Here is a 25,137-nt window from a genome sequence, read left to right on the forward strand (position 1 = left end):
ACCTTTTATCATACGCCCATTTGGGGCTTTGCGTCCAAAAAGAACCACGCCCGGGACAATTTGATTACCGAAACCGCGCTTCCCCCTTACCGAATGGTACAGAGCGCAGCACACGGTGCGCAGCGAGAGCTACAGCAGGTTCTCGCCCAGATCTTTGCCGCCCAGCACGTGCATGTGGAAGTGCATGACGGTCTGACCTGCCGCAGCGCCCGTGTTCGCGATGACGCGGAAGCCGTCGTCGAGGCCCTTCGCCTTCGCGACCTCCTGGATGGCATGCGTCATGGCCGCAAGCGTCTCGGCGGGAACGCCGTCGACGATGTTGGCGTAGTGCTGCTTGGGGATGACGAGCGTGTGCACCGGGGCCTGGGGATTCAGGTCATCGAACGCCATGACCAGGTCGTCCTCGTACACGACGGTCGAGGGGACCTCGTGCGCCGCGATCTTGCAGAAGATGCAATCGTCCATGATTCGTCCTTTCTGTCGAATGACGGCTCCATTGTATAAGAGCAGATGGGTTGAAACGAACCCGTCCCCAACCAACCCATCTAGGGTTTCCCTAGAAACTCAGGCGATCGGAGGTGTCCGCCGCCTCGCCCGCCACGAGCTTATCCGTACCGTCGACATCCTTGAGCAGCACGCTCACCTTCTGCTCGGCGTCCTCCAGACGCGCGCGCAGGCTGCGGAGCAGCTCGACGCCGCGCGTATAGCTCTCGAGCGACTCCTCGAGCTCCATATCGCCGGACTCGAGGTTGCGGATGATGAGCTCGAGCTCCGTGGAAGCCTCCTTGTAGGTCAGCTCGTCGACGTTCTTCTTGCTGGTTGCCATATCTATCTCCAATCTCGGGTCGCGCACGGGCGCGCGTCCCCGTTGTCCTTTTCCACCGAAAGGGCGCGAGCGCGCACATCTCCATCAGCGAGCCTGATGCGCAGCTCGTCATCGGGCTTGACGTCGGCGGCGCTCGTCACCACCCCGGACGGGCCGTAGGCGATGGAGTATCCGCGGGCGAGGACCTTGAGCGGCGAGAGCGCGTCGAGCGAAGCCGCCCGGGCCCCCAGCTGTCTCTTCTCCACACCTAGATGTGTATAAGAGGCCGCTCCCGTCGTCCTCCCCCCCGCCGTCTTCATCCCCCACATGCCGCCGCCACCTCCTCCCCCGCCCCCCCCACCACCACTCCGCCACCCCACCCACTTCCTCACCGTCCTCTACGGATAGCACCCACTCCACCACACCCACCGCCGCACCGCCTCACGCGCCTCCACGCTCCACCCCACCTCGCGCCGCAGCGCCGCCCAGGCGGTCTGCGCTCTGCTCGAGGTCCGCGAGGCGACGGTCGACCATCCATGCCGGATCGCGCAGGCACGGCCGTGCGGCCGCCGCATCGAGCGCCATGGCGAGCCGGCTCATGTAGCCTCCGAATGCGCGGTCGGCGCGCTCGCGGAGCGCGGCGACATCGGAGGACGCGGCACGCACCGTGCCCGTGAGCGCCGTCACCATACGACGTTCACGCGCATCAAGCACATCGACCAGGTCGCTCATGGCAGGCGCCACCGACTCCGCCGCCGCTGTGGGCGTCGAGCAGCGCCGATCGCTCACCATGTCGCAGATCGACGTGTCGGGCTCGTGTCCGATACCGGTCACCACGGGCACCGGGCAGGATGCCACGGCGCGGGCGAGCGCCTCGTCGTTGAAGGTCATGAGATCCTCGAACGAACCGCCGCCGCGCACGAGCAGGATGCAGTCGGGCGCGGGATCTATGGCCGCCGCGCGCGCAAGCCCCTCGATGAGCTCGGCGGGTGCCCCGTCGCCCTGCACCTTCGCGCCGACGCAGATGAGCTCCACGAGCGGGTTGCGGCGGCGCAGCGTGCGCTTCACGTCGTCGATAACCGCGCCCGACAGCGAGGTGACCACCGCCACACGCGTGCAGAACACGGGGATGCGGAGCTTGCGGGCGTCGTCGCACAGGCCCTCGAGCCGCAGCTTCTCGGCAAGCGCCGCGACCTGCTGGCGCAGCAGCCCCTCCCCTGCCAACGTGAACGACTTGGCCACGAAGCTCATGCGGCCGGTCGCCTTGTACAGGTTGAAGTTGCCCGTGAACTGGACCTGCATACCGTCGCGCAGCTCGAAGCTCCGCTTGGCGTACGATCCGCGCCAGATGATGCAATCGACCGCGCAGGCATCGTCTTTGATCTGGAAATAGCAATGGCCGCTGCGGGCGTTCGGGCCGCGGAACCCCGTGACCTCGCCGATGACCGTGAGCAGCGGAAGCGCGTCGAGCGCCGATGCCGCCATCTCCACCGCCTGCGAGACGGACAGCGCCTCGTCGCCCTCGGACGCGCCCTGGGCGCGCGGGGCGGTGCCCGTTAGATTCCATCCCGGCATGGTTCCCCCTTTCATCTGATCGATGGGTCCGCTCAACGATACCGCGTCGCGCGGACATGCTCCCCGCTCGACGCGCGCACGCTACTCGGAATCGTTATTCGTGCGTCCGAGCAGGTAGAGCAGCTGCAGGATGGAGGTGAGCGCCGCCGCGACGTACGTGAGGGCCGCCGCGGTCAGGACCTTGCGCGCCCCGCGAACGTTGATTTCGCTCATGCCCGATTCGCGGATATAGGCCACGGCCCTGCGGCTCGCGTCGATCTCGACGGGCAGCGTCACCACCTGGAACAGGACCGAGAAGGCGAACAGGATGATGGCGAGCGTGGTCAGGCCCGCGATGTTCATGGCGACGCCCGCGATGAACACGATCATCCACATGCTCTGCGAGAAGTTGACCACCGGCACGAGGGCAGTGCGCACGCGCATCATGAGAAAACCGCGCTCCCGCTGCACGGCGTGGCCCGCCTCATGGCAGGCGACGGCGACGCTCGCCACCGAACCGCCCGACAGGTTATCGTTCGAGAGGTAGAGGTTGTTGTCGCGCGGATCGTAATGGTCGGTGAGATGGCCGGCGACGCGCCTGATCCCCACCGTCGAGCAGCCGCTCTCATCGAGCATGCGGCGCGCGACGTCGGCACCGGACTCGCCGTCGCTTCTCACCTTGGACCATGTCCGGTACGTGCTGTTGATGTAGCTCTGCGTGGCAAGTCCGAGCACGAGCGAGACCACCACGAGCACCAGGTAGGACGGGTCGATTCCAAAGCCGTACCCGAATCCATAGCCCATATACGGCATATTGAGCACCTTTCATAGAGCGTTTCCTTGCACCCGTTGTACCCAAACGACGCGCCCGTCGGGACCGGCGTTGAAAAAAAAGGCACGGTTCGGCAGGGCGCCGGGCGCCTCATACCGGGGTGGGCGAACACGGCCCCGTCCCAAAACGAGCTGGCTTAGAGGATCTCGACGGCGCCGTCTTTCACGGTGAGGCCGATGTTGCCGGCGAGCAGGTCGTCGAGCAGCGATCCCACGAGCTCGAAGCGCCATCCCTCGCGCAGGCGGCTGCGCGCGGGCTGTTCGATGTAGTCGAGCAGCTCGTCGCGGCTCGCGATGAACGCGGTGGCGACGCCCGAACGGTCGGACACGAGGCGCAGCAGCGCGTAGAGCAGGTCGCATACGCTCTCGGCTTCGGGGCTCGGCGCGTGCCGCGCATGACCGGGCGTCGGCATGTTGGCGACCGGGCATCGGGCCCCGTTGGCGATCGCGGTGAGCGCCGCCTCGACATCGCGGTCGCTCAGCTGCTCGGTCCCGCGCACGCGACGGAAATCGCCCGCGTCGCGCGGGGCGCGCTTGACGAGCGCCACGAGCACCTCGTCCGAGATGATCCACTTGCGCGGCACGTCGTTTTGGATCGCGCGCCGCTCGCGCCAGGCGGCGAGCTCGCGCGCGATCGCCAGCTGGCGCCGCGTGCACGCGTTGATGCGCTTGACGCGCTTGTAGGCCTGACGGGGCTCGACGACGTAGTGCGCGGCGTTTTTCAGCGGTCGCATCTCGTCTTCGACCCAGCCCATGCGGCCGAGCTTGGAAAGCCGCTGCTCGATGACGGCGTACGCCTCGATGAGATAGCGGACGTCATCGAGGGCGTACTCGATCTGGCGCTCGGTCAGAGGACGGCACGACCAGTCGGTCAAAGACTCGCTTTTGGGCAGCGTGACGCCGCAGAACGCGTGCACGAGCCCGTTGTAGGAGATCTGCACGCGCTCCCCCAGAAACGCCGCCGCGATCTGCGTATCGAAGATCGGCGTCGGCAGCACGCCCAGCGTATGGTAGAGCACCTCCATGTCCTGCGAGCACGCGTGGAAGACCTTGACGGTCTCGGGACGCACCAGCAGGTCGGATAGCGGCGAGAGGTCCTCGATCGCCATCGGATCGATGACCGCGCACTCGTCGTGCGTCGCGACCTGCACGAGGCACAGCTTCGCATGGTAGGTCTTCTCGCGCAAAAACTCGGTATCGATGGCGACGGCGGGAACCTCCCCCGCGCGTCGGCAGAACGAATCCAGCTCCTCGTATGTGGAGATATACATACCTCACCCGTAGTTTGGCTCAACCTCCGCATGGAGGGTATAACGACATTCATCGACTACTATACTCGGCTTCACAAGATCGGGAAACACATGCGCTGCCTCATCATCCATAACCCAGCATCCGGCCCCAGCTCCGACGAGATCTTCGCGTTTTCCCGCGCCCTCTCGAGGGCGGGCGACGAGATCTGCATGCGCTTCATCGGCGCGGGCATGGAGGCGAGCGACGCGACCGCCGACGCCACGTCGTTCGACCGCATCGTGGTCTCGGGCGGCGACGGCACCGTATCCAACGTGCTCGACTGCCTGCGCGGAACGCATATCCCGCTGCTGGTGTTCCCCTCGGGCACGGCGAACCTGTTCTTCAACAACATCGGCAACGCGCCCGAGGCGGCCGCGCTCGCCGCCGCATGCCGGCGCGGGTGCACGGCGAGCGTCGACATGGGAGAGCTGTTCTGGAAAGACGAGGCGGGAGACATCCAGCGCCACGGCTTCATCATCATCGCCGGCTCGGGCTTCGACGCCGCGATCATGGAGAAGGCCGCGCCGAGCAAAAACGACATCGGCGAGATAGCCTATGCGTTCGCGGCGCTCGCCACGCCCGAACCGCAGGTCGCCCACTTCACCATCGAGCACGACGGCCAGATTGACGAGCTCGACGGCATCGGCTGCATGGTGGGCAACACCGCCGTCATCCAAAACGACATCAACCTGTTCCCCGACTGCCGCATGGACGACGGCCTCATCGACATCACGGTCATCGAGCCGGCGAAGACCGTCGAGCTGCTGCCGACGCTGCTCGCCGCGGCGCTCGACCCCGTGGGCAAGGGTCTCGGCAGGCCCCAGTTCAAGATGTTCCAGGCCAAGGAGGCGCGCATCACCTGCAAGCCATCGCTCGGTATGCAGTTCGACGGCGAGCTCATTCCCAACAACTCCGGCGTCTTCGGGGCGCGCGTGCTCCCCCGCTGCCTGGACATCATCATCGACGACTTCTCGAAACTCAACGCGCGAAACGCCGGGTGACGCCCGGAAAGACGCCGCCGAGCAGGCGCACCGTAACATCGCGGAAATAATCCCCTGACCGGCCTTCCTTGAGGCGCTCCACTGTGCTATAGTGCAGCGCAACACAAACTACCTCGTGATTTCCCGAGTTACCGAAAGGAGCCACCAGAATGAAGACCATGAACCTCGCTCTCAACAACTGGTGGTGGCGTGATGCGATGTCGGCTGGTCGACGGTGAGTCCCTCACGCCTCCTTTGTATGTAGCGCGCAGAAGGCCTCCGGTTTGACCGGGGGCCTTTTTTCGTTCGCGCCCGCGCCGCCGCACCGCATCACGCGCCTCCACGTTCCACCCCACCTCGCACAGAACAGGATGATCACCATGGCACAGTCCCCCAAGTCCTCCCAGGCCCGCTCCGTCAACACCACCGACCACGGCAAGCTCGACATCAAGGCCCTCGTTCTTCTCGCCGTCCTGCTCGCAGCCGGCTTCATCCTCAACATGACGCTCGGCAAGGCGATCGGCGCCATGTCCGCCGGCATGATCAACCCCGAGTTCATCATCTCGGCGTTCTGCATCACCATCCTCGTCGTGCGCCCCGGCGTGCTGCAGGCCCTCGTCATCGGTCTGGTCTCCGCCGCCGTCATCCAGCTCACCACGAGCCTCCCCGGCGCGGACTTCGTGGCCGAGGGCGTGGCCGCCATGCTCATGGCGCTCATCGTCAACGCGGGCATGAAGACCGGCGCCAAGGCGATCATCCCCACCGTGGGCACCTTCGTCACCACCTTCGTCTCGGGCTTCATCTTCATGCTCATCCGCATGGCCCTCATGCAGTTCGACATGAGCATCGCCGCCGCCATGCTGCCCGTCGTCGCCCTCACGGCCGTGTTCAACGCCATCCTCGTCGGCGCCCTGTACGTGCCCATCAAGAAGGCCCTGAAGCTCAACGACTAGGACCGGCCGGCGCGCATCGCGCGTCCGACCCGGCGGCCGATCGCCCCGGGTGCTGCGGCACCCGGGCATCGGAAGAAGCATCAGCTCGAACATCAATCAATCGCACCACACGCTCGCGAACGCGGAACGTGAACGACTCGCACGTCTTCCGGCTCGCTCCCTGACGCATACCCATTTCCCTTGAGAAAGGATTCCATCATGACCCAGCGCACCGTCACCGCTCGCTCCGGCGCCCTCGACATCTCCGCCCTCATCCTGCTCGCCGTGCTGCTCGCGGCAGGCCTCATCCTCAACATGACCCTCGGCAACGCGCTCGCCATGACCGGCATCAAGCCCCAGTTCATCATCGCCGCCTACGCGCTGGCGATCCTGCTCACGCGCGGCGGGTTCGCGCAGGCCGCCGTCTTCGGCCTCATCTCCGCCGCCGTCATCCAGATCAACACGTCCATTCCCGGCCTCAACTTCGCGACCGAGGTCGCCGGCGCCCTCACCATGGCGGCGCTCGTGCGCAGCGACATCCGCATCGCCGGGCGCTCCGTCACGCCGCTGGTCGCCGCCTTCGCGGCCACCCTCGTCAGCGGCGCGCTGTTCGCGGTGGCGGGCACCGTGCTTTCGGGCTTCGCCATCGAGGCCGCCCTCGTCAAGGTGCCGATCGTCGCGGGCACCGCGGTCTTCAACGCCATCGTGGTCCAGGCGCTGTATCTGCCCCTGCGCGCGGCCCGCAGGCAGTAACACTCGGGTATGATGGAGCGGGCGCCCCGTGCGCCCGCGTTTCCACGCGCCGCGCCGGCAGGCGCACATATCGACGGAAAGGCACTCATGTCAGCAATCATCGAGATGGAAGGCGTCTCGTTCAGTTACGGTTCGGATGCCGCCCACGCCCTCGACAACGTCTCGCTCACGGTCAACGAGGGGGACTTCATCGGCATCATCGGCCCCTCGGGCGCCGGCAAGTCGACCCTTGCCGCCTGCCTGTCAGGGGCCATCCCGCACCACTACACCGGCGAGCTGTTCGGCACCACGGTCGTCGACGGCGCGGACACCTGCGACATCACGCTGACCGACATCTCGCGCATCGTGGGATCGGTCAACCAGGACATCGACGCGCAGATGGTCGCCTCGGTCGTCGAGGACGAGCTGCTCTTCGGCCTCGAGAACTTCGGCGTGCCCCATGACGAGATCGAGGGCCGCATCGAGCGCACGCTTGCCACCGTCGGTATCTCCGAGCTGCGCCATCGCGAGATCGCCACGCTGTCGGGCGGCCAGAAGCAGAAGGTCGCCATCGCCGCGATCCTGGCCCTCGAGCCCCGCGTGCTCGTGCTCGACGAGCCCACGGCGGCGCTCGACCCGGTCAGCTCGCGCATCGTCTTCGAGACGCTCGCCGACATCAACCGCCGCCTCGGCGTCACGGTCATCGTCATCGAGCAGAAGGTCGCCCTGCTCTCCACCTACTGCAGCCGCATCCTCGTCATGGACCACGGCTCCATCGCGCTCACGGGCACGCCGCACGAGGTCTTCGGACACAGCGGCAACCTGCGCGCCATCGGCGTCGACAGCCCGCGCACCGTCCGCATCTCCAACAGCCTCGTCCGCGACGGCCTGACCGACCGAAGCGAGCCGTGCCTGAACGTGGACGAGGCCTATGGGCTCATCCGCGACATCCTGGCCGGCGTCGAGGGCATCGCGGACACCGCGGCCGACGCTCCCGAGCCCTCGCCCCACACGCCCGCGCGACCGCATGCGGACGGTACCGCCCCCATCCTCACCCTCGAGCACGTCGGGTTCACCTATCCCGGCGGCGGCGCCAGCGTGGAAGACCTCTCCATGACGGTCTATCCCGGGGAGCTCGTGGGCATCGTCGGCCAGAACGGCGCCGGCAAGACCACGCTCACCAAGCTGCTGAACGGCCTGCTCAAGCCGAGCGCCGGCACCGTGCGCGTCGCCGGCCTCGATACGCGCGAGACCCCGGTGTCGACCATCGCCGCCCACGTCGCCACGCTGTTCCAGAACCCCGACCGGCAGATCTGCAAGAACACGGTCATCGACGAGGTCGCCTTCGGACTCGAGCTCACCGGCGTCGACGGCGCCGAGGCGCGCGAGCGGGCCCGCGCGGTCATCAAGCGCTTCGGCCTGCCCGCCACCGAGGCGCCCTTCTCGCTGTCGCGCGGTCAGCGCCAGATGGTGGCGCTCGCGGGCGTCGTGGTCATGGAACCCGAGATCGTGCTGCTCGACGAGCCCACGAGCGGCCTGGACTACCGCGAGTGCATGACCGTCATGGAGACCGTGAGCGACATGGCCGACCATGGCTGCGCCGTCATCATGGTCTGCCACGACATGGAGGTCGTCAGCGACTTCGCCGAGCGCATCGTCGTCATGGCGAACGGGCGCATCCTCGGCCGCGGCCCGGCGGCCCCCCTGTTCGCCGACCGCGCCCTCATGGACCAGGCGAGCGTCACGCCGCCGCAGGTCATCGACCTCTCCGAACGCCTGGCGCGCGACGTCTCGCCCGCGTTCGCCCACATCACCGAAGTCAGCGACATCGTGCGCACCGTAAAGGAGCTGATGGGCCGTGCTTAACGTCATCGATTACGTCCCCGGCGACACCCTGCTGCATCGCCTGAACCCCGTGACCAAGCTCGCGCTCGCCGCGGCCATCATCGCGGCGACGTTCTTGTCCGACGGCTATGCCGCGCTCGTGGGCCTGCTCGTGCTCACGCTGGCGCTCGCCGCCTATGCGGGCGTGTTCGGGAGGCTCGCGCGCCTGCTCAAGCTGCTCGTGCCCGTCGCGCTCATCATGCTCGTGCTCCAGCTCGTGTTCGTGCGCTCCGGCACCGCGCTGCTCGCCTTCGTGACCGACGAGGGTCTCATCACCGGCGGCAAGGCCTGCCTGCGCCTGCTCGGCGTGGCGCTGCCGCTCGTGCTGATGCTCATGGTCACCAAGCTCACCGACCTCGCTAACGCGTGCGTCGAGAAGCTGCACATCCCCTACAAGTACGCGTTCACCTTCACGACGGCGCTGCGCTTCGTGCCGGTGTTCTCGCAGGAGATGAACGCCATCATGGAGGCCCAGACGGCGCGCGGCGTGGAATACGACACCAACAACCCCTTCAAGAAGATGCAGCTCATGCTTCCGCTGTGCATCCCGCTGCTCATCTCGAGCGTGAGCAAGACCGACGCGACGGCCCTTGCCGCCGAGCAGCGCGGCTTCTATCTGCGCACGCGCGAGAGCAGCTACCGGCGCTATCCGTTCTCCGCGGCGGACTTCGCGGCCTTCGCCCTGTGCATCGCTCTCATCGCCCTCGGCATCGTGCTGTAGACGGCCCGTCGGCACCCGCACGCACAACCCCGCACGCACGAACAGCCCCGTTGTGTTTCAATGGGGCTGTTCCTATTGAGAGCACACGCTGCCACGACCATCTGGAGATGCGACATGCCCGAACTTGAGATTCCCGCCTTTGTGCGCCAGCAGATTGCCGAGAGCTACGGAGCGGACAAGGCGTCGCTCGTGGAGCGCGGCTTCGACGAGGCGTGCACCCGCCCGGTGACGCTGCGGGCGAACACGCTCAAGGCGCAGCCGGACGATATCGCCGACGCGCTCGATGCGGCGCACATCGCATACCGCCGAGTCCCGTGGTACCGCGACGCGTTCGTGCTCGAGGACGTGCGCGAGAAGGCCGTCTGGAATCTGGACATCTACCGGGAGGGCCGAGTGTACCTGCAGAGCCTCTCCTCCATGATGCCGCCACTCGTCCTGGAGCCCCGCCCGGGAGCCGACATCTTGGACATGTGTGCCGCACCGGGCGGCAAGACCAGCCAGGTCGTCGCGCTGTCCGACGGCGCCGCGCACATGACGGCCTGCGAGATGAACGGCCCGCGCGCCGAGAAGCTCCAGTACAACCTCGACAAGCTCGGCTGCCGCAACGTGCAGGTCATGCGCGTGGACGCCCGGCGCCTCGACAAGTTCTTCTCCTTCGACCAGATCCTTCTCGACGCCCCCTGCACCGGATCGGGCACCATCTGCTCAGGCGACGAGCGCGCCGGCAGGCGCATCACCGAGGCGCTGCTGAGCAAGGTCACCCGCTCGCAGCGCGCGCTGCTCGACCGCGCGCTCGACGTGCTCAAGCCCGGCGGCACCCTCGTCTACTCGACCTGCTCCATCTTCCCCGCGGAAAACGAGGAGCAGGTCGCAGCGGCACTCAAGCGCCATCGAGACTGCGAGGTCGCGCCCGTGGAGCTCGCCGGCGCCGACGGCGAAACCGATGCCCCGATCATGCTCCCCGGCCGCATCGAGGGCACCTGCACCATCTGCCCCTCGCGCCTGTACGAGGGATTCTTCATCGCGCGCATCACCAAGAAGGACCCGAAGAAGCGCAAGCGGTAACCGGGATGGGTTGATTGGGGACGGGGTCGTTTCAACCCATGGCAGCGAAATGCTCAGCCGTGGGTTGAAACGACCCCGTCTTGCAAAGTACCAGTACGCGTTAGCGGCTGTGCTTGCCGCGATAGGCCGTGTCGGAACGCCTCGGCGCACGGTGGGCGCCCGGCGTCTGGGGGCGCGGCGAGCCCTGGCTCCTATAGGCGCGCCAGGCCTCCTCTTCCCGCCTCTGGTCTGCCCGCTCGCGCAGCTTCGTCACGATGGAATAGGCGATCGCGGCGACGATAATGGCCCCGATGCACAGCGCTATCGGCACAATAGCTCCGGCCTCCACGTGATCACCGCCTTCCTTCCGCCTTCTTCGGTCCCGACAAGCTTACCAAATCGGCCCTGCCGCGCCCATGCGCTCGATAAAACAACAGGAACCGCAGGAGCGTCCCATGCGGGCCCAACGTAAGCAGCTTGTAAACCTGATTGGGAGGTGTGGCGCCCGGGTACAAGAGGGGCGCCGCCATACGGTCAAATCAATCGCTGACATGAATCACGAGGTTGCCATCATGAACCCGAACGATATGCATACGCCCGTGCCCGTCTCGGCCGACGTGCCCGAAAACGTCGAGGCGTCCGTGGACTTCTCCGAGATCGACATCGCGCCGGAGTTCGCCGAGCCGGCACACGCCGTCACCCCGGCCGGCGTGCTCCCCATGGAGCCGGCGCCCATCGAGGGACACCTGCGCAAGGCGGCCCTGCGCGTCCCCGAGGGCATCGAGGAGACCGGCGGCTTCACGCTGTTCGGCCGCCGCATCAAATCGATGCTCTACTCCACCGACGTCGCCGTGATACGAAACGCCAACGCCGACGCGGTCTTTGCCGTCTACCCGTTCACGGCGCAGCCCGCGATCACGCAGGCGCTGCTCACCGCCGCCGAATGCCCGGTGTTCGTGGGCGTGGGCGGCGGGACCACCCAGGGCAAGCGCTCCGTCCAGCTCGCTGCCGTCTCGGAGATGCAGGGGGCCGCCGGCGTCATCGTGAACTCGCCTGCCTCCGCTGACCTCGTCGCCCAGATCGCCTCCATCGTGGACATCCCCGTCATCGCCACGGTCGTGCGCGCGGACGACGACGCCCACGCCAAGGTGCAGGCGGGGGCGAAGATCCTGAACATCGCCGCGGGGCGCGACACGCCGCAGGTGCTGCGCGAGCTGCGCGCGACCTACCCCAACCTGCCGCTCATAGCCCCCGGGGGCAAGACGCCCGAGACCATCCTCGAGACCATCCAGGCCGGCGCGAACGCCATCATCTGGACGCCGCCGTCGGCCCAGATGCTCCAGGCGGACATGATGCAGCGCTACCGCAAGCTCGAGGGAGAGGGCGCAAACCCCGTGCCCTCGATCGACCCGGTGTCCGCCGGCGAGGTCAACCCGCTCGAGGCGCGGCCGGACATCCCCTTCCCCGACGAAGTCGTGGACCGCATGAGCGCGGAGCCGACCCGTCGCACGCCTTTCCCGCGATTCTTCTCACGCAACCGCACGCGCCGGTAGCGCCCCGTCCGCACGCGATGCCGCGCGAGACCGCGGCCGGATTCGCACGGCGTCGCGGCGAAGGCATGCCGTTGGGCTATCATTGGTGCTTGAATGATGACCGTCCACGCTGCAACCGACCGCGTTTCCGGAGATGAACGATGCCGAGGCTATCTCAAGAGAAATCTGATGCGCGCCGCGCCGAGATCATCGACGCCTGCGAGGCGCTCTACCAGTCAGAAAGCTACCATGACATCACGATGTCGCAGGTGGCAAGCGGCGTCACGTTCGGGCGCGCCAACATCTACAACTACTTCCAGTGCAAAGACGAGATCCTGCTCGCCCTCCTGCAGCGGGAGCACGACAAGTGGACGGCGAGGCTCGATGAGCTGGCGGACGATGCCGAGAACCTGGACGACGAGCGCGTCGCCGAAGGTCTCGCGCAAAGCCTCGCCGAGCGCAAGCAGATGCTGAAGCTGCTCGCCATGAATCTTTACGACATGGAGCAGAACAGCCGCCTCGAGAAGCTCGTGGAGTTCAAGCGCTCGTACGCGCGCGCCGTCGAGGCGCTGCAGCGCGTCATCACTCGCGCCAAGCCGTCGTGGGGCGAGGAGCGCCGCATGCGCTTCCTGTGCAGCTTCCTGCCCTTCCTGCAGGGCATCTACTCGTATGCATTCCATTCCGAAAAGCAGCTCGATGCCATGCGCGAGGCGGGGGTCACCCCCTACGACCTGGACATCCGCACGGCGACGCGCGATCTTGTCTTGAAGCTCCTCCAAGAGGACTGACGCCGCGCTTCGGGCGGAGCCCCTTGAAGCCGAAACGCTTACCTGGGAAGCACTGATCAATTGCTTCCGCGGCGGTCTGCCCTATGGCGGGTGCCCGCGGTTTTTCGCACCGCGCCGCCCCGGCCGCGCCCTCTTCCCGGCGAAAGTGGCTAGAAATTTCTGTTTTGCTGTAAGCCGGGCCGGGATGGAGGGGTCGGAAGCCCGCCGCCGGCACCGGTTTCCCCCGGACAGCGCCCGATTCGAGGGCTTGAGGGGCCTGAAACCGGCTTCGTAACCGGCCAACAAGGTCAAGACGGCTTATCTGGACATTTCCGCAGCGCCCGGCTTACAGCAAAACAGAAATTTCTAGCCACTTTCGCCGGAAGGGATGCTCTCTGGAATGGGTTGGTTGGGGACGGGTTCGTTCCAACCCACGGGTTGGAACGAACCCGTCCCCAACCAACCCATTTGCACAGCAAAAAAGACCCGGCCGAGCTGAAAACTCGACCGGGTCGCAAGCTAGTCGACGCGCGTGTCGCCCATGAAGAACAGGGCGACGGTGCCGGGACCGGTATGGGCGCCGATGACCGTGCCGATGTCGCAGATCTCGACCTTGCCCTTGAGCGCCGGGATCTTCTCGCCGACCAGACGGGCGACCTCCTCGGCATCCTCCAGGCAATCGGAGTGAGAAATCGTGCAGCGGCCGGTGTAGGCGGAACCGTTCTCAACGTGATCCATCATGTCGTCCACCAGGCGGACGATCGCCTTCTTCTTGGTGCGGATCTTCTCGCGCGGGATGAGCTTGCCCTCGAAGTTCACGTTCATGACCGGGCAGATCTTGAGCGCCGTGGCGATCAGCGCGCTCGTGGAGCTCACGCGGCCGCCGCGCTTCAGGCAGTCGAGATCGGACACGAAGAACCACTGGTTGACGTTCATCTTGTGGACCTCGGTCCACTCGGCGAGCTCATCGAAACCCATGCCCTCGTCGCGCTTGTCGGCCATGACCTCGACGAGCAGGCCGAACCCCGCAGAGGCGCACAGCGAATCGATGACGCGGATCTTGCGCTCGGGGTATTGCGGCGCGAGCGTCTCGGCGGCAAGGCAGGCGGAGTTGTACGTCCCGGAGATGCCCGTGGACAGCGAGACGTGCAGGATATCGAGCCCCTGCTTGAGATAGGGCTCCCAAAACGCGACGTACTCGCCCGTACCGACCTGGGAGGTCTTGGCCTGCGCACCACCTTTGAGCGTGCCGAAGAACTCCTGCGGCGTGGTGGACTGATAGATGTCGTCCGTGTAAGTCGCGCCGTTCATCTCGTAGTGGAAGCAGACGTAGCCCACGTTGCGCTCACGGTAGAACGAAAGCGGCATGTCGGCCGTCGACTCACAGGTGATCATGTAATCGCTCATGCATTCTCCTTCGCAGACACGAATCGGATACCCGCCCTATAGCATTATCGCACCTGACGCCCTTATCTCCTAGCTGGTATTGCACACGAGCTGGCGTAGTATCGAAAACATGCTGCAGGAGGGCGCAGAAGAAAAAGCCGCCGAAAGACCACGTAGGCCTTTCGGCGGCTCGGTGCGAGGGCGATCGACGCCACCTGCGGGAAGACGCGCATTGCGGCAGGCGGGGCGATCGGGGCTCACGCCTCGATGTGCGACAAGTCGACGTCGAGCTTCATCTCGGGCACATGTGCGAGTTCGGACAGCGTCACGCCGTCGACGTAGTCGTCGATGGCCGCCTCGAGCCCCTGCCAGAACCTCACCGTCGAGCACAGGTCGGAGCGCACGCAGGAGCCCTCGAGCCCGTCACAGGCGACGGGTGCCGTCGCGCCCTCCGCCGCGCGCAGGATGTCGCCGGCGCGGATCTCCTCGGCCGGCCGGGCGAGCATGTAGCCGCCGCCCTTGCCGCGCACGCTCTTGAGCAGGCCGGCGGCCATGAGCGGGCGCACGAGCTGCTCCAGATACTTGAGCGAGATGCTCTCGCGCTCGGCGACCTCGCGCAGGGCGATCTTGCCCTCCTCGTCACCGAAGGCGGCGATGTAGATCATGAGGCGCAGCGCGTAGCGGCCCTTGGACGATATGAGCATGGAGTGCCTCCGTACCCCTCGATATGCAAAAAGACGACCAGCGTCCGGTCATAATCTTAGTGAATTGCTCGGAATTAATCTTGACTCTTTTCCGGTACATCTTATCCTTATCCCGAGAGAATTCCTAGGGTTTATCCCGGGGACACACCGTCCCCTTGCATTCGAGGAAGGACACCCGATGCCACAAAGCGCACTCCTCAGCGTGAACAACCTGACCGCCTCGGTCGACGAGAAGACGATCCTGCACGCGGTCAACCTGTCTGTCAACGCGGGCGAGACCCATGTCCTCATGGGCCCCAACGGCGCCGGCAAGTCCACCATGGGCCATGTCATCATGGGCGACCCCGTCTACACCGTCAACGACGGAAGCATCACCTTCGACGGCACCGACATCACCGAGCTCTCCTGCGACAAGCGCAGCCGCGCCGGGCTGTTCCTGTCGTTCCAGGCGCCCGTCGAGATCCCCGGCGTGCCGCTGTCGAGCTTTTTGCGCGCCACCATCGCCGGCCGTCCCGGCCTGGAGATGAAGGGCAAGGAGTTCCGCCGCCGCGTGAAGGAGCTCGCCGCCCAGCTCGACATGGACACCGCCTACCTCAACCGCGAGCTCGGCGTGGGCTTCTCCGGCGGCGAGAAGAAGAAGGTCGAGATGCTGCAGCTCCTGCTGCTCCAGCCCAAGCTCGCCATTCTCGACGAGACCGACTCGGGCCTCGACGTCGACGCGCTGTCCGTTGTCTCCCGCGGCATGGACGCCTATCGCGCGAGCTGCGACGGCTCGCTCGTCATCATCACCCACAACACGCGCATCCTCGAGCACCTCGAGGTCGACCGCGTGCACGTGATGGTGGGCGGGCGCATCGTGCGCGAGGACGATGCGAGCCTCATCCCATGGATCGACGAGCACGGCTTCGAGTCGTTCGAGCGCGAGGCCGCCGACGCGGCAGCCGACGCGCGCTAAGGAGGCCGGCTCATGGCGAAAAAGCGTACCGAGGTCGCGGACATCGACCGCAGCCTCTACGATTTCAAGGACTCCGAGGAGGGCTTCGAGCGCCTCGACGCGGGCCTGACGCCCGAGATCGTGACTGAGATCTCCCAGCGCAAGGACGAGCCGGACTGGATGCTCGACTTCCGCCTGAAGTCCCTTGAGATCTACAACTCCATGCCGAACCCGACGTGGGGGCCCTCCATCGCGGGCCTCGACATGGACCATATCGTCACCTACGTGAAGCCCAACACCGACCAGAAGGCCGACTGGGAGTCCGTGCCCGACGACATCAAGAACACGTTCGAGCGCCTGGGCATCCCCGAGGCGGAGCGCAGCTATCTCGCCGGTGTCGGCGCCCAGTACGACTCGGAGCTCGTATACCACAACATGCAGGACACGGCCTCCAAGATGGGCATCGTCTACTCCGGCATCGAGGAGGCGCTGCACGAGCCCCGCTGGGAGGAGATCATCCGGGACAAGTTCATGACGCTCATCCCGCCCACCGACCACAAGTTCGCGGCGCTGCACGGCGCGGTGTGGTCGGGAGGCTCGTTCGTCTACGTGCCGAAGGGCGTCAAGCTTGACTTCCCGCTGCAGAGCTACTTCCGCCTGAACGCCGCCGGCGCGGGCCAGTTCGAGCACACGCTCATCATCGTCGAGGACGATGCGGACCTGCACTTCATCGAGGGCTGCTCGGCGCCCAAGTACAACGTGGCCAACCTCCACGCCGGCGCCGTCGAGCTGTTCGTGGGCAAGCGCGCGCACCTACGCTACTCCACGATCGAGAACTGGTCCAAGAACATGTACAACCTGAACACCAAGCGCGCCCGGTGCGACGAGGAGGGCGAGATCGAGTGGATCTCGGGCTCCTTCGGCAGCCACGTGGGCTACCTCTACCCCATGAGCGTGCTGGCGGGCCGCAGGTCCAAGTCGAGCTTCACCGGCATCACGTTCGCCGGCGCCGGCCAGAACCTCGACACCGGCTGCAAGGTCGTGCTCGGCGCCCCCGAGACCACGGCGACCGTCGAGACCAAGGGCATCTCCAAGGGCGGCGGCATCCAGACCTTCCGCAGCTCGATCGTCGCCACGCCCGCGGCCGAGGGCTCTGCCGCCACGGTCTCCTGCCAGTCGCTCATGCTCGACGACGAGAGCCGCTCCGACACCATCCCCGCCATGGACATCCGCGCCAAGAACGTCGACATCGGGCATGAGGCCACCATCGGCCGCATCGGCGACGACAAGATCTTCTACCTCATGAGCCGCGGCATCTCCGAGGAGGAGGCACGGACCATGATCGTGAACGGCTTTGCGAACCCGGTCTCCAAGGAGCTGCCGCTTGAGTACGCCGTCGAGATGAACAACCTGATCAAGCTCGAGATGGAAGGGGCGATCGGATAGTGGAGGCCCTGAAGATCAAACATGCCAGCGCTATGCCCGCCCCCACCTGGGGCTGGCTGCGCATGAACGACGCCACGATCGAGATCCCCGCCGACCTCGCGCGCGCCCGCGCCGTCACCGTGGAGGCCGACGAGGACCTCACCGAGAACCACGCGAGCTTCGAGGGCGCGGTGGCCGAGCTGCAGGAGCGCATCGACGCCGCACGCGGCGACGCCTGCGACACGTTTCCTTGGCTATGACGTCTGCAGCGGCCTCGCGTACGGCGCTGTATCTTATACACATCTAGATGTGTATAAGGGACAGGCGTCGACGACCTCGACACCCCGGCGCTGTCCGCCTACCAGAAGCGCGCCACCCGCGAGGAGATCGCGGGCGATGTCGCCGCCTCCTTCGAGACGGGCATCCATATCGACGCGCGCTCGTATCTGAACTTCCTCGCCGGCAGCACCGTCGTGCTCGCCACCGAGAAGGGAGAGACCGAAAGCGCCGTGGTCCGCGTCGACGGCGAGCCCGGCCACGCGGCGGGCGCCTCCGTCGACGTGGTGACTGCCCCCGACTCCACGCTCGACGTCACCATCTCGCTCGATGGCGACGCGTCCGGCAGCAGCAAGGCCGGCCTCATCGGCTCCGAGCTGCGCGTGTTCGCCGGAGCGCGCTCCCGTGTGAACGTCGTCGTCTACGTGACCGCCGACGCGCCGTTCACCGTGATCGACGATTCCGGCTACGTGCTCGACGAGGGCGCGCGCGTGAACGTCCGCCACATCGTGCTCGGCGGCGGCCGCACCTACACCGGCCTCGCCCCCGACCTTCGCCGCGACACCGCCCGAATCGACCTCGACACCCGCCATCTCCCCCCCGGCGAGGATGCGCGCGACTTCAACTACATCATCCGCCATCGCGGTCGCAAGACCTTCTCGAACATGGACGCCAACGGCGTGCTGACGGGCACCTCGCGCGACGTGCTGAGCTCCACGCACGGAATCGCGCTTGCCCACGGGTGCAAGGGCTCCGAGGGCTCCGAGCGCGAGACGGTGCTTCTGGCCAACCAGGGCGTGGACAACAAAACCGTCCCGACCATCCTGTGCGACGAGGACGACGTGGCGGGCAACCACGGCGCCACGATCGGGCACGTGCGTCCCGAGCAGCTGTTCTACCTCGGATGCCGCGGCCTTTCCCAGGAGCAGGCGGAGTCCCTGTTCGTGGCGGCGAAGCTCGAGGACGCCGCCCTTTCCGCACCGACTGACGACATCCGCGAGAACGTGGTGCGCCTCGGTTCCGCCCTCATCGATGGTTTCGAGGAGGAGATCGCATGATCGATATCGACGTGAATCCCTATAAGGCGGATTTCCCGCTGCTTGCGGGCAAGCCCGACATCGCGTTTCTGGACAGCGGCGCCACCGCCCAGCGCCCTGCCTGCGTGCTCGATGCGCAGCGCGCGTTCTACGAGACCATGAACGCCAACCCGCTGCGCGGCCTGTACTCGCTCTCCGTCGAGGCGACCGAGGCCATCGCCAAGGTCCGTTCGCAGATCGCCGCGCTCATCGGAGCGGTGGACGACCGCGGGCGGGCGCAGGCGAACGACATCGTGTTCAGCCGCAATGCGAGCGAGTCTTTGAACCTAGTGGCCAAGTCCTTCGCCCCGCTTGTGCTCAAGCCCGGCGACGAGGTCGCCATCACCATCATGGAGCACCACTCCAACCTCATCCCCTGGCAGCAGGCGTGCGCCGCCGCCGGCGCCAAGCTCGTCTACCTCTACCCCACCCCCGAAGGCGTGCTCACCGACGAGGAGATCGCCGAGAAGATCGGCCCCGCGACCAAGATCGTCGCGGCCGTGCACGTGTCGAACGTCCTCGGCGTGGTGAACCCGATCGAGAAGCTTGCCAAGGCGGCCCACGACAACGGTGCGTACCTGGTCGTCGACGCCGCGCAGTCCATCCCGCACATGTCGATCGACGTGCGCGAGCTGGGCGCGGACTTCATCGCGTTTTCCGCCCACAAGGCGTTCGGCCCCATGGGCATCGGCGTGCTGTGGGGTCGCCACGAGCTGCTCGAGCAGATGCCTCCCATGCTCACCGGCGGCGAGATGATCGAATCGGTCACCGAGCAGGGCGCCGTCTGGGCGCCGGTGCCCGAGAAGTTCGAAGCGGGCACGCAGGACGCAGCGGGCATCTACGCCACGGGCGCCGCATTCGACTACCTCGTGAACACCGTGGGCTACGACGCGGTCCGCGAGCGCGAGGGGGCGCTCATCGCCTACGCCATGGACCAGCTCAAGAGCCTGCCGTATATCCAGATCATCGGCTCGCTTGATCCGGCCGACCATCACGGCGTCATCAGCTTCAACGTCGAGGGCATCCATCCGCACGACGTCTCGAGCATTCTCGACATGAGCGGCGTCTGCATCCGCGCCGGGCACCACTGCGCGCAGCCGCTGCTCGCCTGGCTGCACTGCGAGAACCTTGCGTGCTGCCGCGCCAGCTTCGCCTTCTACAACGACAAGGCGGACATCGACCGCCTCATCGCCGGCCTCAAAGCCGTCTGGTCCACCTTCCATCCGGGCGAGTAGGCCGCTTCCACCAGCATCCCAGACCGCGGCGGCGCAGGAACAGCGCCGCCGCATTCGTTCGCCAAGGAGTCTTCCATATGGGCAACCTCTATACTTCGACCACCTTCATGGAGCACAACTCGCATCCCGACTACAAATACGAGATGGACGCCCCCACCCACGAGCACGACGGCATCAATCCGAGCTGCGGCGATGAGCTCACGCTGCAGCTGCGCATCGAGGACGGCGTCATCGAGGAGGCGAGCTTCACCGGCCACGGCTGCGCGATCTCCCAGGCATCGGCCGACATCATGGCCGACCTCATCACCGGCGAGACGGTCGAGGAGGCCAAGCGCCTCTCCGGGCTGTTTTTGGCCATGATCCGCGGCGAGGAGCTCACCGAAGAGGACTACGAGGACCTCGACGAGGCCGCGCAGCTGCGCGACATCTCCCACATGCCCGCCCGCGTGAAGTGCGCCGAGCTCGCCTGGCGCACCCTGGACGGCATGCTCGGTGACGACAAGGCGGAGTAATTGCCGCGTGGGGCCAATGGGTCAATTGGGGACGGGTTCGTTCCAACCCATCGGCGGCTTACACTGCCGCCGATGGGTTGGAACGAACCCGTCCCCAATTGACCCATTCAGTCGGCGAACCCGCTGCCTGCGTGCCGCCCAAGGGGGCCGGCTGACGACACCGTGGGCCGCAGAGCCGCCTCGTTATTCATTCTGTAGGCTCGCTGTACCGCATGGCGCGAAGACCGGCTTGCGGCTACACTGCTTTGGAGACATCGATTCAACGGGAGGGCGCATGGCGCAAAAGCATACGGGCGACACCGACTCCAAGCGCTCTGCCGTCGTGAAAGGCGAGCCCGCCGAGGCGCGTCGAGGAAGCGCGCCTAAGCTGCATGTCGGCAGCGCCACGTCGGCCCGCGACCGCGATGCCGACCGCTCCTCCATGAAGCAGGTCAGGATAACCTTCGTCTTTCTTGGTATCGTCGCCGTCATCTACGTGGCCTACCTGTTTTTCAGCGGCCAGATCGACGACTTCTTCCGCGCGCTCGCGGGCGTCGACCTCGGCTGGATCGCCACGGGCATCGTCTGTTTCCTGTGCTATTACGTCTTCGGCGTCCTCGCCTACGCCGTGCTCGCGTCGACCGACCATAACTCCCCCGTCGGCTTTCGCGACCTCATGAGCGTCGAGGCATCCGGTGTGTTCTTCATGCGCCTCACGCCCGGAGGTGCCGGCGTCATCCCTTCGCAGATCTACCGCCTCACGCGCGCCGGCCTTTCCCTGACCGACGCCTCCGCGCTGCAGTTTGTCCGCTTCACGCTCTACGAAGCGGGCGAGGGCATCTTCGCCGCGCTCATGCTGCTGCTGTGCAGCGGATACTTCCTCGAGACCTTCTCCGACGTCAAGATCCTCGGGCTTGATGTGACCTTTATCGGCATCTTCATGTTTGCCTATAAGTTCGTGCAGGTGGGCGGCGTGCTTTTGCTCTGCCTGCTCCCCGGCCCCATCCAGAAGGTGGGCGGCATCCTGCTTAAAATCGGCCGTGCGCTGCACATCCTGAACTCCGAGCGGCACGATCGCTTCAAGAACCTGCTCGACACGCAGGTGAGCACCTTCTCGAGCGCCTTTCGCGCCGCGGCGGCACACAGGCGCGCGCTTTTGGCGGCGGAGGTCATCACCCTGCTGCAGCTCGGTTGCATGTACGCTCTTCCCTATTTCGTGCTGCGCGCCTTCGGCCTCGAGGCCGATCCGATCGTGTGCCTCGCTTCCGGATCTATGGTCGAGCTCCTCGTGAACGCCATCCCGCTTCCCGGCGGCGCAGGAGGCGCGGAGGTCGGGTTCTCCTACCTGTTCGGCGGCATGTTCGGCTGGCATCTGTCCGCTGGCCTTGTGATCTGGCGCAGCGTCGAGTATCTGCTGCCGGTGCTCATCGCCGCTCCCTGCATGGGCATGCGCTCCACCTCGAACGAGAGTATCTACCGGCGTTGGACGAGAAGGTTCCGGAACATGGAGCGCGTCGCGCGCGGCCAACGGGGTTCGCTCGAGCGGCCCGCCGGCATCACCTACCGTCCCAAGCGCAAACAGCCGACCGACAAGTCGGGGCAGTCGGGGAAATAGCACGGGGTTGGGCAGAGCCGGGAAACACCTTCTGCCGCGCAAAACCCCTCTGGATTCCATCTGCTCCGACTAGAACCAAAAGGGGCAGTCCTTTTTTGGCAGGGCAGAGGGTCCATATACACAGCTCGTAGATTACTTAAAAACGAAACAACCTAGGCATGGTTTTTGGAAGCTTCCCGCGCAAGCCGAAGGATGAGCGGCGCGTTGTTGTGGACAAACGTATCGAGATACGCCATGTCATCATCGGTGAAGCCCTCGATATCCGACCACTCGAACGCCGGGAGCACACAACGGGCGCTATCGAAGCCCAGCTCAATAGGGCGCTCGATCGAGACCTCGACGACTCCGTCGTCCAAAACGTTGGAATAAGCTACCTGCGTCCCATCCTCAAGCTCAGCATAGTCGTAAAACATGATGCACCTCCTAACGATTCAAAGTATATCTCGTATTACCCCATGCCCGTCGCTCTTACAGCCCATCCGGAATACCTTTTCCGCCTTTCATTACCAAACATAACGCAGCCATAATGGACCAAGGGGTCCTCTGCATCCCCTCTCCATCTGTGGCAACCTGGCGGCAACCGATGAACGCGCACTAGAGCACGAACCCCATGACGGCACCGAGCAACGTGGCGACCCAGGGGATCGTGAAGTCGCCCATATAGAGCATGGGCGCCAGAAACAGCCCGCTTATCGTCGACGAGGGAAACAGCAGCACCGTTGCCCACATGAGAACATGCAATGCAAGTGCCGCGATGTTGACCACCTTCACGAGACGAACGACGCGCTTGCTCTCCCCCACGTTGTTGAACAGCGATCCCACGAGCAGCGCCGACGAATAGCAAAACGCAGGCCATGCAACCAGTGAGTGCAGCGCCGCCGGAAATGTACGAAAATGCATGGCGGCCCAGTCAGCGAGCACCATCCAGTACAGCACGATGTAGGAAAGCGATGCGACGGTCACGACGGCGGCGATGATGCGAATGCGCTTCATGGCTCCTCCCCGGCTCGGATAGCTTCATTCTACCCACGGGCGCGCTCCGCGATAAGCGATCCCCTCCGCGATGCCCCCGCTCATGAAAAAGGGCCGTCCGAAGACGGCCCCGCATGCAAGCTGCAGCACGTTTTGCTACATGACCACCGGCGTCACGACGTTGTCGTCGGCGTCGAACTCGAGCGGCGCGGGCTCGTCGAGCGCCTCCACGCCGGGATACTTGCCCGCCTTGACGTCCTCGTAGTAGGCAGCGGACAGCATGATCTGCCCGATGTGCAGGCTGTTGGCGATACGCACCATGCGGACCGGCTTGCCCTCGATGCCGTTGCAGGTGCGGATGCACAGCTGGATGGCCTCCTTGTCGGTGGCGACCACGCACGGAATGCACGCGCTCTTGAGCACCGTCGAGGTCAGGCAGTTGGGATACATGGCCTCGATGTCCATCACATCGAAGATCTTGGAGGTGATGGCGCTCGCCAGGCCGACACCCAGCGCGTTGCCGTGGCTGATCTCGGAAAGGTTCAGAAACGCCGTGCGCTGGACCTGGATGCCGCCGTGCGCGAAGTCGGTCGAGAACGTGCCGGTGATGTTGGGGTCGACGCCCGTGCCGGAATAGTTCTTGCCGATCTCGTCGACCACGAGCACGTCGCCCTCGCCCACGATAAGCGACGGCATGTTGGCCTTGGCGACCTCGAGCAGCTCCGCCTCGCGCTCGAGGATGTTCTCGGGCAGAATCGCCTCGATCATGGCCGTCTCGTCGTAGGCGTTCTCGATGCACGGAATGGCGAACAGGATCGGTGCCTTCTCGAGCACCACGGCCGCCATGGTCGGGATGTTCTGGCCGATCTTGCCCATGCCGTCGGAATGGACAGTCTGGGCGCCCACCTGCTTGCCGAGGCCGACGGTCATCATCTTGCAGGGACCGGACTCATGGGTGCCGCGGAACGCGTTGTGGGGCTTCAGGCGGCAGGAGACGATGATGCCGTCGGACTCGTAGGCGTTCTTGTCGAGCACCACGCGCTTGCCGAGGCTGGAATACCCGAGCTCGACGACCTCCATGGAACTCTTGATGGGGCAGCCCATGGCCTCCTCGGTGATGCCGAAGCCGGCGAGCATCTCCTTCTGGCCCTCGGCGGTGGCACCGCCGTGGCTACCCATAGCAGGTACGATAAACGGGTTGGCGCCGCGACGCTTGACCGCGTCCACGACGGCCCTGGTGATGATGTCAACGTTGCGAATACCACGGCTACCGGCGGTAATGGCGATGTTCATGCCCGGCTTGATCTTCTCGGAGAACTGCGGCTGGGCAATCTGCTCCTCGACGATGCCGGGAATGTCCTCCGGCGCGATGGACTGACGCGGGAACGTCTGACGCGCATGGAACATCTCGGGAATCTCGACCCCGGCGAGAAGCTTGGATACGGTACCGCCCTTGGTCACCTTCATGGTAAACCTCCCTGATTCGTATCGTTCACGATACTGCAATGCTAGTCTCCGGACAGAACGCGCCAATGGTACGAGGAACATAGTTGGACAAACGGCATCAGGCCCGCCGCCCTCGGCACAGCAGGGCTGAGCTCTTGCGCTGGCGATACATGGCGACAGCGCGTTTCCCGCACGACGACAGCTCAATGCGCGGCCGTCGGGACTCCTCCAGAGGGCTTTGCCATGGTCAAAACCATCACTCCCATTGCAAACTTGCACACATGCAGCCGTTCGTGGTCAATCGGTGCGTTCCCATTGCAATTCCTGGAACAGATCCGGCTCATATTAATATACAATATTGTTGTCCTTGTACGGTGGCCTCTCGAAATACGCCGCTACGGCAAAGCGAGTAGAAATCAACCGCATATTACAATATTTAATATTGCGCCCTTCAAAAGCAGCTCCATGCAATTGCAATGGGAGCGCACCGATTGACCACAGATGG

Annotated in this window: 27 protein-coding genes and 1 pseudogene; 15 read left to right on the forward strand and 13 right to left on the reverse strand. The window is 65.4% G+C overall.

Annotated elements, in window-relative coordinates; translation table 11 throughout:
• Positions 1 to 129 precede the first annotated feature (129 nt).
• From BN3789_RS06375 to rnd, 5 genes and pseudogenes are all read right to left on the reverse strand, one after another.
• Positions 130 to 465: a histidine triad nucleotide-binding protein gene (locus tag BN3789_RS06375; protein ID WP_066831885.1), complete on the reverse strand. Its 336-nt coding sequence runs from the start codon at positions 463 to 465 to the stop codon at positions 130 to 132.
• Between the two features lie 91 nt (positions 466 to 556).
• Entirely contained in the window at positions 557 to 826 is a 270-nt protein-coding gene (xseB, locus tag BN3789_RS06380; protein WP_066831887.1) for an exodeoxyribonuclease VII small subunit, read from the reverse strand.
• 2 nt (positions 827 to 828) lie between these two features.
• Positions 829 to 2,380, reverse strand: a pseudogene (gene xseA / locus BN3789_RS06390) (exodeoxyribonuclease VII large subunit).
• A gap of 81 nt (positions 2,381 to 2,461) precedes the next feature.
• Positions 2,462 to 3,172: a zinc metallopeptidase gene (locus tag BN3789_RS06395; RefSeq protein WP_066831891.1), complete on the reverse strand. Its 711-nt coding sequence runs from the start codon at positions 3,170 to 3,172 to the stop codon at positions 2,462 to 2,464.
• 155 nt (positions 3,173 to 3,327) lie between these two features.
• Positions 3,328 to 4,461: a ribonuclease D gene (rnd, locus tag BN3789_RS06400; RefSeq protein ID WP_066831893.1), complete on the reverse strand. Its 1,134-nt coding sequence runs from the start codon at positions 4,459 to 4,461 to the stop codon at positions 3,328 to 3,330.
• Between the two features lie 90 nt (positions 4,462 to 4,551).
• Between rnd and BN3789_RS06405 the strand changes: the two genes are divergently transcribed.
• Positions 4,552 to 5,481 carry a diacylglycerol/lipid kinase family protein gene (locus tag BN3789_RS06405; protein ID WP_066831894.1) on the forward strand — a complete coding sequence of 310 codons (930 nt, stop codon included), beginning with the start codon at positions 4,552 to 4,554 and terminating at the stop codon, positions 5,479 to 5,481.
• Here BN3789_RS06405 and BN3789_RS12680 read toward each other — a convergent pair.
• Positions 5,459 to 5,641, reverse strand: a complete 183-nt coding sequence (locus tag BN3789_RS12680; RefSeq protein WP_147569592.1) for a hypothetical protein — start codon at positions 5,639 to 5,641, stop codon at positions 5,459 to 5,461. The genes BN3789_RS06405 and BN3789_RS12680 overlap by 23 nt on opposite strands.
• A gap of 199 nt (positions 5,642 to 5,840) precedes the next feature.
• Here BN3789_RS12680 and BN3789_RS06410 point away from each other — a divergent pair, with 199 nt between their 5' ends.
• From BN3789_RS06410 to BN3789_RS06430, 5 genes are all read left to right on the forward strand, one after another.
• Positions 5,841 to 6,413, forward strand: a complete 573-nt coding sequence (locus BN3789_RS06410) for a hypothetical protein (protein ID WP_066831984.1) — start codon at positions 5,841 to 5,843, stop codon at positions 6,411 to 6,413.
• A gap of 198 nt (positions 6,414 to 6,611) precedes the next feature.
• Positions 6,612 to 7,145 carry a hypothetical protein gene (locus BN3789_RS06415; RefSeq protein ID WP_066831895.1) on the forward strand — a complete coding sequence of 178 codons (534 nt, stop codon included), beginning with the start codon at positions 6,612 to 6,614 and terminating at the stop codon, positions 7,143 to 7,145.
• A gap of 87 nt (positions 7,146 to 7,232) precedes the next feature.
• Positions 7,233 to 8,990, forward strand: a complete 1,758-nt coding sequence (locus BN3789_RS06420) for an ABC transporter ATP-binding protein (RefSeq protein ID WP_066831896.1) — start codon at positions 7,233 to 7,235, stop codon at positions 8,988 to 8,990.
• Entirely contained in the window at positions 8,983 to 9,729 is a 747-nt protein-coding gene (locus BN3789_RS06425) for an energy-coupling factor transporter transmembrane component T family protein (RefSeq protein ID WP_066831897.1), read from the forward strand. The genes BN3789_RS06420 and BN3789_RS06425 overlap by 8 nt, the downstream gene beginning before the upstream one ends.
• 114 nt (positions 9,730 to 9,843) lie before the next feature.
• Complete coding sequence (locus tag BN3789_RS06430) at positions 9,844 to 10,794, forward strand: RsmB/NOP family class I SAM-dependent RNA methyltransferase (protein WP_066831899.1); 951 nt, start codon at positions 9,844 to 9,846, stop codon at positions 10,792 to 10,794.
• A gap of 100 nt (positions 10,795 to 10,894) precedes the next feature.
• Here BN3789_RS06430 and BN3789_RS06435 read toward each other — a convergent pair whose 3' ends face one another.
• Complete coding sequence (locus BN3789_RS06435) at positions 10,895 to 11,122, reverse strand: hypothetical protein (protein WP_147569594.1); 228 nt, start codon at positions 11,120 to 11,122, stop codon at positions 10,895 to 10,897.
• Between the two features lie 223 nt (positions 11,123 to 11,345).
• Here BN3789_RS06435 and BN3789_RS12685 point away from each other — a divergent pair, with 223 nt between their 5' ends.
• The gene (locus tag BN3789_RS12685) at positions 11,346 to 12,326 is read left to right on the forward strand and encodes a hypothetical protein (protein WP_229254236.1); all 981 of its coding nucleotides are present in this window, start codon (positions 11,346 to 11,348) and stop codon (positions 12,324 to 12,326) included.
• 140 nt (positions 12,327 to 12,466) lie between these two features.
• Entirely contained in the window at positions 12,467 to 13,093 is a 627-nt protein-coding gene (locus BN3789_RS06445) for a TetR/AcrR family transcriptional regulator (RefSeq protein ID WP_066831905.1), read from the forward strand.
• A gap of 498 nt (positions 13,094 to 13,591) precedes the next feature.
• Here BN3789_RS06445 and BN3789_RS06450 read toward each other — a convergent pair whose 3' ends face one another.
• Positions 13,592 to 14,479 carry a DegV family protein gene (locus BN3789_RS06450; protein ID WP_066831907.1) on the reverse strand — a complete coding sequence of 296 codons (888 nt, stop codon included), beginning with the start codon at positions 14,477 to 14,479 and terminating at the stop codon, positions 13,592 to 13,594.
• A gap of 236 nt (positions 14,480 to 14,715) precedes the next feature.
• Positions 14,716 to 15,162: an RrF2 family transcriptional regulator gene (locus tag BN3789_RS06455; protein WP_066831908.1), complete on the reverse strand. Its 447-nt coding sequence runs from the start codon at positions 15,160 to 15,162 to the stop codon at positions 14,716 to 14,718.
• A gap of 178 nt (positions 15,163 to 15,340) precedes the next feature.
• Here BN3789_RS06455 and sufC point away from each other — a divergent pair, with 178 nt between their 5' ends.
• The 3 genes from sufC to BN3789_RS13220 are packed head-to-tail and all read left to right on the forward strand — an operon-like array spanning position 15,341 to position 17,781.
• Complete coding sequence (sufC, locus tag BN3789_RS06460; RefSeq protein ID WP_066831909.1) at positions 15,341 to 16,117, forward strand: Fe-S cluster assembly ATPase SufC; 777 nt, start codon at positions 15,341 to 15,343, stop codon at positions 16,115 to 16,117.
• 12 nt (positions 16,118 to 16,129) lie between these two features.
• Positions 16,130 to 17,542, forward strand: a complete 1,413-nt coding sequence (sufB, locus tag BN3789_RS06465) for a Fe-S cluster assembly protein SufB (protein ID WP_066831911.1) — start codon at positions 16,130 to 16,132, stop codon at positions 17,540 to 17,542.
• On the forward strand, positions 17,542 to 17,781 hold the full coding sequence (locus BN3789_RS13220) for a hypothetical protein (protein WP_229254237.1): 240 nt from the start codon (positions 17,542 to 17,544) through the stop codon (positions 17,779 to 17,781). Before sufB ends, BN3789_RS13220 begins: the two co-directional genes overlap by 1 nt.
• A 33-nt stretch (positions 17,782 to 17,814) precedes the next feature.
• On the opposite strand, the gene BN3789_RS13225 is transcribed toward BN3789_RS13220, so the two are convergent.
• Positions 17,815 to 18,060, reverse strand: coding sequence for a hypothetical protein (locus BN3789_RS13225; protein ID WP_229254238.1), 246 nt, complete (start codon positions 18,058 to 18,060; stop codon positions 17,815 to 17,817).
• On the opposite strand from BN3789_RS13225, the gene BN3789_RS06470 reads away from it, so the two are divergent.
• From BN3789_RS06470 to BN3789_RS06485, 4 genes are all read left to right on the forward strand, one after another.
• Positions 18,031 to 18,855 carry a SufB/SufD family protein gene (locus BN3789_RS06470; RefSeq protein ID WP_229254239.1) on the forward strand — a complete coding sequence of 275 codons (825 nt, stop codon included), beginning with the start codon at positions 18,031 to 18,033 and terminating at the stop codon, positions 18,853 to 18,855. The genes BN3789_RS13225 and BN3789_RS06470 overlap by 30 nt on opposite strands.
• Positions 18,852 to 20,108: an aminotransferase class V-fold PLP-dependent enzyme gene (locus BN3789_RS06475; protein WP_066831913.1), complete on the forward strand. Its 1,257-nt coding sequence runs from the start codon at positions 18,852 to 18,854 to the stop codon at positions 20,106 to 20,108. Before BN3789_RS06470 ends, BN3789_RS06475 begins: the two co-directional genes overlap by 4 nt.
• A 77-nt stretch (positions 20,109 to 20,185) precedes the next feature.
• Entirely contained in the window at positions 20,186 to 20,620 is a 435-nt protein-coding gene (sufU, locus tag BN3789_RS06480; protein ID WP_066831914.1) for a Fe-S cluster assembly sulfur transfer protein SufU, read from the forward strand.
• Positions 20,621 to 20,894: 274 nt separating this feature from the next.
• Entirely contained in the window at positions 20,895 to 22,214 is a 1,320-nt protein-coding gene (locus tag BN3789_RS06485; RefSeq protein WP_079989154.1) for a lysylphosphatidylglycerol synthase transmembrane domain-containing protein, read from the forward strand.
• A 152-nt stretch (positions 22,215 to 22,366) separates the two neighbouring features.
• Here the strand turns inward: BN3789_RS06485 and BN3789_RS06490 are convergent, their stop codons facing one another.
• The 3 genes from BN3789_RS06490 to BN3789_RS06500 form a co-directional block, all read right to left on the reverse strand.
• Positions 22,367 to 22,627, reverse strand: coding sequence for a hypothetical protein (locus BN3789_RS06490; protein ID WP_066831916.1), 261 nt, complete (start codon positions 22,625 to 22,627; stop codon positions 22,367 to 22,369).
• Between the two features lie 181 nt (positions 22,628 to 22,808).
• Positions 22,809 to 23,207 carry a hypothetical protein gene (locus BN3789_RS06495; RefSeq protein WP_066831918.1) on the reverse strand — a complete coding sequence of 133 codons (399 nt, stop codon included), beginning with the start codon at positions 23,205 to 23,207 and terminating at the stop codon, positions 22,809 to 22,811.
• A gap of 135 nt (positions 23,208 to 23,342) precedes the next feature.
• Entirely contained in the window at positions 23,343 to 24,653 is a 1,311-nt protein-coding gene (locus BN3789_RS06500; protein WP_066831920.1) for a nickel pincer cofactor-dependent isomerase, group 22, read from the reverse strand.
• Positions 24,654 to 25,137 lie beyond the last annotated feature (484 nt).

The sequence above is a fragment of the Collinsella ihumii genome, assembly GCF_900046475.1.
GTDB classification, from domain to species: Bacteria; Actinomycetota; Coriobacteriia; order Coriobacteriales; family Coriobacteriaceae; genus Collinsella; species Collinsella ihumii.